Genomic DNA, 10,764 nt, shown 5'->3' on the forward strand with positions numbered 1-10,764 from the left:
TGAACCATTCCAAAGAGGAATAAAATGGATCGGCTGGCGGCGATGGAAACCTTTGTCTACGTCGTAGAAACAGGTTCTTTTTCTGCAGCTGCCAGACGGTTGAACGTCGGGCAACCTGCTGTCTCAAAAAACATCGCGCAGCTTGAAGAGCATCTGGGTGTTCGACTGCTCAGCCGCTCGACACGCGGTTTATCGCCCACCGAGGCTGGCTTGCTGTTCTTTGAGCAGGCCAAGAAGGTTATCGAGAGCGCACACGAAGCCGAACTCCTGGCGCGTGGGGCAGCGGCAGGGTTGGCGGGGACCTTGCGGATTTCCACCACGGTGACTTTCGCCAGGTTGTACATTCTTCCCCACTTGGGCGGCTTCCTGGACAGGCACCCGTTGCTTGACGTGGACGTGCGGCTCGATGACCGATCAATGAACCTGATTGAAGAAGGCACCGATGTCGCCTTGCGAATGGGCAATCTCAGCGATTCGAGTTTCACCGCAAGAAAGATCGCCACGTGCCAGCGCCGGGTGGTCGGCACACCGGCTTACTTCGAACGGTTCGGCGTACCCCAGTCGCCCGCAGACCTCGTCAACCACGAGGCGGTGGTCTATGTGATCGGTGCAGGCGGTGCATCCTGGGTATTCAAGCGAGGCGACACCGAGCAGGCGGTCACCCTCACCGGCCGCATTCGGGTAAGCGCTGCCGAGGGCGTGCGCACCACGGTGTTGTCAGGCTACAGCCTCACCGTGACGTCGCACTGGGTGTTCGGGCCTGAACTGGCGAGCGGCGAGGTGGTGGCGGTTCTGCAGGATTGGCAATTGCCGGAAATGGACCTGTGGGCGATCTTCCCGACCGGGCGCATGGCGAGCGCCAAGGCCCGTGCATTTGTCGACTATGTGGAGCAGTTGCTGGAACACGCCAACGTTTGAATCTGCTCGACACCTTGCAAAAAAAAACCGCCACATCCGTGGCGGTTTTCATGATTGCGTCAACGCTTAACCGCGCAGTGCGGGCAGCAACTCGGAAGGGTCCGGGCGCTGGGTGTAGTCCGGGTTGACTTCCGCGTAGGTGATCACGCCGTCTTGACCGACAACGAAGCGGGCCGGCATCGGCAGCTGCCAGGCCGGGTTGTTGTTGAAAGCCGGCAAGTCGTTGCCAAACGATTTGTACAAGTCCACCAGGTAATCGGGCAATGTGAAACGCAGGCCGAATGCCGCCGCTACATCGCTCAAGGTGTCGGACAGGATCGGGAAGCTCAGATGGTTCTCGCGCACCGACTTGCGGCTGTTAACGTTGTTTTGCGGCGAGATCGCCACCAGGTTCGCCCCCAGCTCACGGAACCCCGGCAAGGCGGTTTCGAGCGCTTGCAGCTCCATGTTGCAGTACGGGCACCACACGCCCCGGTAGAAGGTGATAACCAGCGGGCCCTTGGCTAACAGGTCTGCCGAGGAAACAGGGTTGCCGTCGGGGTCGTTCAGGGTGAATTGCGGGGCTTTGTCGCCCACCTTCAAGGCGCGTTCGGCCTGGCCGCTTGCAATCAGTTCTGCGGTGGCGCGTTTCATCACCACGTGAACTTGAGGCGGTGCATTGTAAGGGGGTTTGCCGGCAACAAAGTCAGCGTTGAATGCATCAAGTTTTGCTTGCAACGTCATGATCAATTCCTGGGTTTGTAAGGTGTTGGAGGGGGTGTCGACGTAACGTGAAGCGTCAGGCCCGGATCAGCTCAACGTAAATTTCCCGGTCGAAAATTCAATGCTCAGGTTCAGTCGCCCTTCATTGACCAACCAGGGGCGAATGGAAAATCGGCGGGCACCGCATTGATGCATCGGGTCCTGCGCGGCAATGCTTTTTGCATGCTCGATTGAGGTCGCACGAATGATGAACAGGCCGTCACCGTCCCAGTACTGTTCGTCGTCACTCCAGTGCGGGCCGGCCGCGACCAGGATGCCGTCTCGCTCTATCTTGCATTGGTGCTCAAGATGCTCAGGCAGGTTTTGCATGACCGCTTCCATGCCGTTGGCGGGCGTTGAAAAGACCGCATAGAACTGCTGCTGCAACATGCCCCTGCTTGCTTCAAGTACTTGTTCTCGTGTCACTCGCTTGCCGTTCATAACGCTACCTGTAGAACACTGCCGACTGGATGATTCGAGGGTACTTGCGGCCGTCGCGTGGGCGGCCGAGTGAACCGTTGAACAAGCATTGTCCATCCGGGTTTGACGCAGTAGAGGAGCCAAGGGAATAGGATTTATGCTTTTCGGGAATATTGGCGCAACGCAAGGCGATTCAATGCACGGGTCAGGGTTGAAAACCGACCCAGGCAGTGGCGCCGTTGCAGGCTCATCGGGCGGTTCGCCGAGTTGCGCGCGGGCATAACGGAAATGGGTGCGGGCGCTGCCGGGCTCGATGATCGAGACGCCGATATTGAAAGGGGCACGCTCAATGGACAACGCATCCACAAAGCCTTCCAGGTCCCACGTGCTCGCGTTTTACAGCGACCCGCCCGGCAAAATCGACGCTGCGCGAAACCCGGGTGCCGATCGGCGACCTCGGGCGTTTAATCGCCCTTGATCAACCGAACCGCCAACGCGGCACTGAACGTCCCGGCGGCCGGGCCGCCGTGGCAGTCGGCCTTGGGTGAAGAGGCGCCGTCCGAATTGCCCGGCAGCTTGATCCACAGGGCCAGCAGGTCTGCGGAGAGTGATTGGGGTAATGGGCCGAGTTTGCGCCCCGGAGGGTTGCACCAATCGCCAGGGCGGGCGCCGTTACCGTTGCGACTGGTATCGACCACCACGGCCTTGGTATACCCATGGTCCGCCGAGAGTGTGCTGTTGATCAGGGCTGCGTAGTTGCGGGACTGGTCCAGGGTATAGAAATTGGCAATATTCAGGGCAAACCCGCGCGCGTCCTTCACACCGGCAGCGTTCAGCGCGCCCGCCATCAACGCGGCAGGCTTCCAGCCGGCGTTGCCGGCGTCGAGGTAAACATTGGCCTGCGGCGCACGCGTCTTGAAACCTGACACCGCGTAGTTGAACAGGGCCAAGCGCTCGTCGCGGTTGGCCGGGCTGAGGCATTGCAGGTCCGGCAGCGCGTCTGGCTCAAGGATGATCACGGCCGGCTTGCCGCCCACGCCATTGATCACGTGATCAATCCAGCTGCGATACGCCGTCGCATCCGCCGCCCCCCCGGCAGACGCGCCACCGCTGCAATCGCGATGCGGCAGGTTGTAGGCGACCAGAATCGGCGTGGCGTGGGCGCTGGCAGCGGCGGCGACGTAGCGGCTGACGCGCGGCGCCAGTTGATCGATGGCCTGGCTGCTGCCGGTCAGCCACAAGGCACTGGGCACGTTGGCAATGGCGGCGAAGATGTCAGCGCTGCCGGGCGCGTCGGGGTGTTGCCTGACCCACTGCGCGGCGGTTGATTCGGGGTTGATGTAGAACGTATCGCTGGCTCGGGCAACTGACGGCAGGGATAAAACCGCCAGGCTGGCGACGACAACGGTGAGCTTAAGCATCTATCGACTCCACAATGCAGGGACTGACGCTGATATCATTCAAACCATTACCCGTTGAGTAGTCATCCATGAACCGCCAAAAGAAACTGAAGCAGCTCTTCAAGGCCAAAGCCAAAAAGGCCAGCGCCAAACTGGCGCCGAAAAACAAAGACATCTACATCAGCAAAGCCGACCGCCTGAAGCTCGCGGAGCAAGCGCCTCAAGACTCAAGCGAAACCGGCGACACGCCCAGCTGAAGGCGTGCCCGTTTCATATTTGCCCCAGATCCGCCGCAGATGACGCGCCGAACCAAAACCCGCGCGTTCGGCGACAGCTTCCATGTCCAGGTTCGACTCAGCCAACAACTCACGGGCCACCGCCAAGCGCAGCCGGTGCAGGTAATCGAGCGGGCTGGCCCCCACATGCTCATGGAATAACCGCGCCAGATGGCGACTGCTGGTGCAGGCTAAATCGGCCATGCGCGTGACCGTCCAGGCCTCGCACGGGGCGGCGGCGACCGCGTCCTGCACACGATGCACGGCCGGGTGCAGGTGGTTGCGCCCCCACGTCCAGGGCGACAACTGCGGGTCGGCGCCGCTGCGGCGCATGTACACCACCATGTCCCGCGCCACCGCGCTGGCCAGCCGTGGCCCGGCCAGTTCGGCCACCAGGTGCAGCATCAGGTCGATGCCCGCCGTGACCCCGGCGCTGCAACTGATCGGGCCGTCGGTAACGTAAAGCCGGTTCTCCAGCACCCGAGCCTTGGGCGCCATGGCCTGCAACGTGGCGCACAGCGCGTGGTGCGTGGTGCACTGGCGACCGTCGAGCAGCCCCGCCCGCGCGGCAGTCAACGCACCGGCGCACACGCACACCAGGCGCTCACCCGACGGCGCAAAGACCGTTTGCAGCCACTGTACGAGCTGATTATTCGCCGATTCAAATGCCTGCTGACGCGCTTTCGTCACCTTCGACGTGGAGCCCACCAACACCACCCATGTACCAGGGGCAAGGCGTGTCGGGAGGGCCGCCAAACCACTGAGGGGCAAGCCGATGGAGGTTTGCAGCGACGCCACCGGACTTACGTACTGCAAGTCAAAATCGACCGCCGCCGGGTCGTCGATTTGCGCGGCCAGGCGCAGCACTTCGGCCGGCCCGGCCAGGTCCAGCATCAGCACATTGGGTAACAGCACGAACAGCACCGGCACGCTCACGGGTTCAACTCTCCAGGGCCTGGGCGACGGTGACGATGCGGGCAAAACGCTCTTCGAGGACCAACTCGGTGCGCTCACGGATCTGCGCCGCGCTGTACACCTGGCCGCTGCGCGCATGGGTCATCGGGAAGGTCAGCGTGGCTTCGCTGACGAAGTCCACCGCAAAGCCGCTGTCGGACGCCTGGCGCGTGGTGGTTTCACAGCACTGCTCGGTACGAATGCCGCTGATGATCAGCGACGTCACGCCCCTCTCCGTCAGCTGCGCCGCGAGCGGCGTACCGGCGAAGGCGCTGTGGTAACGCTTGTGAATGATCACGTCGGGGCTGATCGACAATTCGCTCAATGCCCTGACGTTGCCCGATGCCATGGAGAAATGCCCCTGCTCTTCAACATGGAAAACTTGTACCACCACAATGCCCTGTTGAACACACCCGTCGATAAGCGCTTGCTGTTTTTCCAGGTAGCCAGGCAGGTCATTTTCGGACCAGTAGGTGGAATGGCGGAACGAATGCTGGGCATCGATAACGATCAGGGCTTTGCGGTTCATGGTGTGTCCTCAAGGCGTGCATGGATAAAGACGATGCACGCCATGCTAAGGACGTTACCCGATAGCCGACAGGCGCAGGCCGGACCACTTCAGGACCGATTCGGACATGCACTGTCAGCGTCGAAGTGCGCCCTGTGAGGTGTCCCGCAACGTGGTCAACGCCACCAATGCACACACCGCCGCCCCGGCCATGAAAAACCCCGGCACCAGCAGATTGCCGGTTGAGCCGATCAACGACGTCACGATGTACGGCGTGATGCCACCGCCGAGGATCGCCCCCAGGTTGATGCTGATGGCCATGCCGGTGTAGCGCACGCGGGTCGGAAACTGTTCGGCGTAAGTGGGGTAGCCCACCGACTGGATGACCGGCATCGGCAGCGTCGCGACAAAAAACGCCAGCACGGCAATCACCAGGCTGCTGTTGTTCATCAGCACCATCATCGGGATCACCAGCACGGCGTACCCGACAAAGCCGATGGCCAGGGCCTTCTTGCGCCCGATGCGGTCAGACAGGCCGCCCCAGAGCGGCATCATCGCCGCCATGCACAGGCTCACGCCGGCAATTACCCAATAGATCCTGGCTTTCTCGAAGTGCAGGTAGGTGGTCAGGTAGATGTTCATGAACACCAGGCCGATGTAGTAGCCGGCGTTCTGGGCAAAGGCGAACACCACCACGCGAAGCACGGCAGGCAGGTTCTGCGTGAGCACCTCTTTGACCGGCGCAGTGGGCGGTTTTTCCACCGCGAGAAAGGCTTTGAACTCGGGCGTTTCTTCCACGTTGTGACGCATGACGCAGGAGAAGATCACCAGGGGAATCGCCAGGAAAAACGGAATGCGCCAGGCCCAGTCCTGCAGCTGCTGAGCATCGACCAGGCTGGTGGTAATGCCGCAGATGATCGCCGCCATCGACCCGCCAATCGCCACGCCGACCGGGGTGAATGCGCCATAAAAGCCGCGCCGCCCATTCGGCGATGACTCGGCCAGGAACGCCGCTGCCCCGATCACTTCGCCCCCGGCGAAAAAGCCCTGGGCCAGCCGGATCAGCACCAGCAGGATCGGCGCAATGATGCCCACCTGGGCCGACGTCGGTAACAGGCCGATGGCGGCCGTCGCGGTGCCCATGCCGATCACGGTGCTCAGCAAGACTTTGCGCCGGCCGATGCGGTCCGCCAGGCGCCCGAGCAAAATGCCGCCCAATGGCCGGATCAGAAACGCACTGCCAAACACCGCGAGGGTCGCCAGCAAGGCAGCGGCGGCGTTATCGCTGGGAAAGAACAATGGCGCGATGATCGTCGCCATGAAGCCATACACCCCGAACTCGTAATACTCCACCGCCGTGCCCGTGGCAGCGGCAATGGCCGCCCGCCTGGCGACCCGGGTGGCACTGTTTGCAGAGGTTTTATCCAAGTCGCCGACACTGACTGACGGCGCTGTAGTAGAGAACACGCGAGACATAAACACCTTCCACTCTGACCATCGGTCATTTGAGTTATTGAGGTGGAAACTTCCACCCAGAAGTAAACCCGTTGGAGCCCAGGCAACACGTCACGTGGGGCCTCCGGGGGTTTTAATGCTCGACAGTAAGAAGGGGTTGAAACCGGGCTTGATCATGTAGCGCTCCTGTTTTTATTGTTTGGCAGCTACGCGTTTCTATTTCAGTGGGCGACCTCCAGTCTTTTCAGTACGCGTGCACGCGCCACCAACAGGTGTTGAGCCGTTTGCAAATCAATCAGGGAAAATCGAACTTCATCGCCCGGCATCCGTTGCGCCAGCTTGGGCAGATCCACACTCGCCACTTGGGCGATCCGCGGGTAGCCGCCGGTGGTTTGCCGGTCGGCCATCAACACGATCGGCTGCCCGCCAGCCGGCACCTGCACGGTGCCGAACGCCACACTTTCCGACAGCAGTTGTTTAGGCTGCGCAAGGTCCAGGGCGGCGCCGTCCAGCCGGTAACCCATGCGGTCGGAGGCGGCGGTCAACCGGTACGGCTCATTGAGAAAGTCATGCCGGGCCGTTTCGGTGAAGTCAGCCCACTCGCGCCCTTGAAGTACGCGGATGGTCACAGGCTGCGTGGTGGCGGCACACAGCAACCCGGCCGGGATATTCAGGCGCGGCGGGTTGGCAAATGACGAGCAGATCGGGATCACATCCCCGGCCTTCAACGCCCGCCCGCACAGCCCGCCAAACCCGCCCCGGCTGTAGGTGCTGGCGCTGTTCATCACAGGTTCCAGCACGTAACCGCCGCTGACGGCCAGGTAGGCACGCGCGCCGTATTCGCGTTTTTCGAAACGGAGCATGGCACCGGGTTTGACGCAGACGGCATGCCCGGGTTTGAGCGCCACGCCGTCCAGGCTCGCACCCAGGTCGGCGCCGGCCAGGGCGATCAGCGCCTTGGCTTGAAAGCACAGGACCGGGCCCTGAAGGGTCATTTCCAGGCTGGCCGCCGTGGTCGGGTTGCCGACCAGCAGGTTGGCCAGCGCGTGGGCGTCCGGGTCCATGGCGCCGTTGACCGGCACTCCCCAATGCTGGAAGCCCACGCGCCCGGTGTCTTGAAAGGATGAAAACAACCCGGGCCGGATTACCTTGATGGTCATCGCGGCTCTCCCGCCAGCTGTTCAAACTCTCGGGCGGTGATCGGCACAAAACGCACCTGATCGCCGCCGGTCAACAAGCACGGCGGCTCATTGGCCGGTGAAAACATCGGCAGCGGCGTACGCCCGAGAATGTTCCAGCCGCCAGGTAAATCCGAGGGGTAAATCACGCTCTGGCAGTTGGCCAAACCCACACTGCCCTGCAACACCCGGGTGCGCGGCACCGCGCGGCGCGCCAGCGTAAGCGCAGGGTCGTGCATGCCGATATAAGGATGACCCGGCGCAAACCCGACCATCAGTACATCAACCCACTGCCCGGTGTGCGCGGCAATCACTTCGCTAGGGGTCATGGCGCAGGCCTGCGCGATATCGAGCAAATCCGGCGCGTAGTCTCCCGTGTAGCACACCGGGATTTCCAGGCGCTTCGGGGTGGTGCGCGGCGTGTTCTGCAGCCGGGTCAGGGTGTTTTCCAGCACGTCGACAACTGCGTCACACGGCATCAATTCGGGGTACAGCGTCGCAAAAGCCGCCGGCGAATAATGCACGCCCACCGAGACCATCGCGGGGATGACATCGGTGATACCGCCAAGCAGCCCGCGCGTCAGCCGCTCATGCAGGGTAGCGCTGAGCGCCACCGCACGGCGGTTGGCCTGCGCACTGAACACCGTGGCAAACACCACCACGATGCAGCTGTCGCCACAGGGCTCGAATCGCCAATACGGCTGCACACGCACAGGCCGGACCGGCTCACGGACATCACAGTTAACGTCGCACATAACGTCGTTTCTCGCATGCGGCAGGCATGAAGATCCGCCCGGTCAGGCTTCACGGTATTGTTAACGCCGTCGCTCTGGTGGCGACGGTCGCGCGGGCATCATTACTTGGCGAACAGCAGGCTCATGTCCTTGAACGCCTTGAACTCCAGGGCATTGCCACAGGGGTCGAACAGAAACATGGTGGCCTGCTCGCCGACTTGGCCCTGGAAACGGATGTAGGGTTCGATGACAAACGCGGTCTCGCGTGCGCGCAGCCGCTCTGCCAGGGCTTCCCACTGGTCCCACTGCAAGATGATGCCAAAATGCGGGACCGGCACGTCGTGGCCGTCTACCGGGTTGGAGTGCACAGACGCCTGAGACTCGGTCTTGGGGTGCTCGTGGATAACCAATTGGTGACCGTAGAAATCGAAATCCACCCATTGCGCACTGGAGCGGCCTTCCGAGAGGCCAAACACGTCGCCATAGAAGTGGCGAGCGGCGGCGAGGTCATACACGGGAATAGCTAAATGGAAGGGCGAAAGGCTCACGGTGGTTACCTGCAAGTTCTGTTATGTAGAACTCGATTCTTCACCAGAAACCCTTGCGAATAAAGCGGATATATTTCGTCCTGAGCCTCAATAATTTCGATGCTCGCGCCCTATTTCGGCGCATCCAGCACGTTCATGACGCAGGACCGAAACAAGTCGAAGAGTGGCAGTTGGCGCTGGGTGTACTTGGTCAGCAGCACGATTTCGCGAAAGAACGTGAGCTTGTCCAATCGCAAAACCCGCACGTCGCTGTCATGTTCCAGCCACAAGCCTGCCAGCGGCACCAGGGCGACGCCCAGGCCGCTGCGAACCATCTTGACGATGGCGTCCAGTTCATCGAGCTCCAGCGTCTGCTGAGTCTGGATCTTCTGTTCCTTGAGAAACTGCGTGACCTGGCGCCCGCCAAACGAGCCGCGGTCGTAACGCACGAAGGGCTGTTCGCGCAGGATTTGCAGAGGGTCGTCGCCCTCCACGTCGTTTGCGGTGATCAGCACAAAAGGCTCGCGCGCGATGACTTCGATGTTGAGGTCTTTGGGCAGGTTGAACGGCGGGTGAATCATGATCGCCAGGTCCAGCTCGCCGGCATCCACCTGGCTGAGCAGGTTGAGCGACACGCCGGGCACCAGGCTGACTTCGATAAACGGCGCGCGCCGCTTGAGGGCCACCAACGCCTTGGGCAGGATGCCGGTTTGCACACTGCCGATGGCACCGATGCGCAGGGAGCCATGAAAGTTGTTGGCGCTGTCGGGGGTGCCCATGCGCGAGAAAATATCGAGGATTTCCTCTGCTAGCGGCACCGCCCGCTGCCCGGCCGCATTGAGGGTGGCGGAGCGGCCGGTGCGGTCGAACAGCTTGACCCCGAGCGTGTCCTCAAGGTGCTTGATCTGCGCGCTCACCGCCGATTGCGTCAGCCCCACTTGCTGCCCGGCGGCGGCAAAGGTGCCACGCCGTGCGGCCGACACAAAGGTCCTTAACTCTCGAATCATCCTGGCACCCTACCGCTAGAGGTTTGACCACTCAGCAACCGCTCAACGCCACCTGCGGCCGCTCGCCGGCAAAGAAAAACGGGCGCAAACGCACGCCGACACCGTTGCCGATAAACGCCGCCACCAGCCACACCCAGCCATGCAGGCTGCCCGAGGCGATGCCGCTGAAGTACGCGCCAATGTTGCAACCGTACGCCAGGCGCGAGCCGTAACCCAGCAGCAGGCCGCCGATCACCGCCGCCACCAGCGAGCGCGCCGGGATTTTCAGGCTCGGGGCGAAACGCCCGGCCAGGCCTGCGGCCAACAAAGCACCGAGGACGATGCCGATGTCCATGACGCTGGTGATGTCTTCCCACACCGGCGCGGCCAAGGCCTTGGCATTGCCCGGCACCTGCCAGAACGCCCAACTCGCCACGTCCACACCCAAGCCGCTCGCCACCTTGGCGCCCCACAGTGCGAAGGCCGAGGTAATGCCCCACGGCCGCCCGGCCAGGGCCAGGGTCGCGTAGTTGAGCAGCGCCAAGCCAATCGCGCCCCACACCAGCGGCCACGGCCCGCGCAGGAAGCGGCGCAGGCCGGTGTGCTCACTGGTCACGCCCTCTTCAAGCTGACCGTGGCGGCGTTTTTCCAGGCGGACGGTCACCCAC

13 protein-coding genes are annotated in these 10,764 nt (G+C 62.3%); 2 read left to right on the top strand and 11 right to left on the bottom strand.

Annotated features, from left to right (window positions below; translation table 11 throughout):
• Window positions 1-24 precede the first annotated feature (24 nt).
• Window positions 25-918 (top strand): LysR family transcriptional regulator, encoded by an 894-nt coding sequence (locus WBB95_RS08090; protein WP_424487098.1) that lies wholly within the window; start codon window positions 25-27, stop codon window positions 916-918.
• 66 nt (window positions 919-984) lie between these two features.
• On the opposite strand, the gene WBB95_RS08095 is transcribed toward WBB95_RS08090, so the two are convergent.
• The 3 genes from WBB95_RS08095 to WBB95_RS08105 form a co-directional block, all read right to left on the bottom strand.
• On the bottom strand, window positions 985-1,641 hold the full coding sequence (locus tag WBB95_RS08095) for a peroxiredoxin-like family protein (RefSeq protein ID WP_424487099.1): 657 nt from the start codon (window positions 1,639-1,641) through the stop codon (window positions 985-987).
• Between the two features lie 66 nt (window positions 1,642-1,707).
• Window positions 1,708-2,445 (bottom strand): YciI family protein, encoded by a 738-nt coding sequence (locus WBB95_RS08100; RefSeq protein WP_424487100.1) that lies wholly within the window; start codon window positions 2,443-2,445, stop codon window positions 1,708-1,710.
• A gap of 98 nt (window positions 2,446-2,543) precedes the next feature.
• A complete protein-coding gene (locus WBB95_RS08105) occupies window positions 2,544-3,500 on the bottom strand; it encodes a glycoside hydrolase family 6 protein (RefSeq protein ID WP_424487101.1) in 957 nt (318 codons plus the stop codon).
• A 68-nt stretch (window positions 3,501-3,568) separates the two neighbouring features.
• On the opposite strand from WBB95_RS08105, the gene WBB95_RS08110 reads away from it, so the two are divergent.
• Window positions 3,569-3,736, top strand: coding sequence for a DUF2986 domain-containing protein (locus WBB95_RS08110; protein ID WP_424487102.1), 168 nt, complete (start codon window positions 3,569-3,571; stop codon window positions 3,734-3,736).
• On the opposite strand, the gene WBB95_RS08115 is transcribed toward WBB95_RS08110, so the two are convergent.
• The 8 genes from WBB95_RS08115 to WBB95_RS08150 all read right to left on the bottom strand — a co-directional run.
• Complete coding sequence (locus WBB95_RS08115; RefSeq protein WP_424487103.1) at window positions 3,707-4,690, bottom strand: GlxA family transcriptional regulator; 984 nt, start codon at window positions 4,688-4,690, stop codon at window positions 3,707-3,709. The genes WBB95_RS08110 and WBB95_RS08115 overlap by 30 nt on opposite strands.
• Before the next feature lie 4 nt (window positions 4,691-4,694).
• Window positions 4,695-5,237, bottom strand: a complete 543-nt coding sequence (locus tag WBB95_RS08120) for a cysteine hydrolase family protein (RefSeq protein WP_424487104.1) — start codon at window positions 5,235-5,237, stop codon at window positions 4,695-4,697.
• A 114-nt stretch (window positions 5,238-5,351) separates the two neighbouring features.
• Window positions 5,352-6,692 (bottom strand): MFS transporter, encoded by a 1,341-nt coding sequence (locus WBB95_RS08125; RefSeq protein WP_424487105.1) that lies wholly within the window; start codon window positions 6,690-6,692, stop codon window positions 5,352-5,354.
• A 200-nt stretch (window positions 6,693-6,892) separates the two neighbouring features.
• Window positions 6,893-7,831, bottom strand: a complete 939-nt coding sequence (locus WBB95_RS08130; RefSeq protein ID WP_424487106.1) for a biotin-dependent carboxyltransferase family protein — start codon at window positions 7,829-7,831, stop codon at window positions 6,893-6,895.
• Window positions 7,828-8,604 carry a 5-oxoprolinase subunit B family protein gene (locus WBB95_RS08135; protein WP_424487107.1) on the bottom strand — a complete coding sequence of 259 codons (777 nt, stop codon included), beginning with the start codon at window positions 8,602-8,604 and terminating at the stop codon, window positions 7,828-7,830. Before WBB95_RS08135 ends, WBB95_RS08130 begins: the two co-directional genes overlap by 4 nt.
• 101 nt (window positions 8,605-8,705) lie before the next feature.
• Complete coding sequence (locus tag WBB95_RS08140; RefSeq protein ID WP_424487108.1) at window positions 8,706-9,131, bottom strand: VOC family protein; 426 nt, start codon at window positions 9,129-9,131, stop codon at window positions 8,706-8,708.
• Window positions 9,132-9,241: 110 nt separating this feature from the next.
• Window positions 9,242-10,117: a LysR family transcriptional regulator gene (locus tag WBB95_RS08145; protein WP_424487109.1), complete on the bottom strand. Its 876-nt coding sequence runs from the start codon at window positions 10,115-10,117 to the stop codon at window positions 9,242-9,244.
• A 31-nt stretch (window positions 10,118-10,148) separates the two neighbouring features.
• A partial coding sequence (locus WBB95_RS08150) for a YeeE/YedE thiosulfate transporter family protein (RefSeq protein ID WP_424487110.1) occupies window positions 10,149-10,764 on the bottom strand: 616 nt, incomplete at its 5' end.

This window comes from Pseudomonas sp., from assembly GCF_049645325.1.
GTDB lineage: Bacteria > Pseudomonadota > Gammaproteobacteria > Pseudomonadales > Pseudomonadaceae > Aquipseudomonas.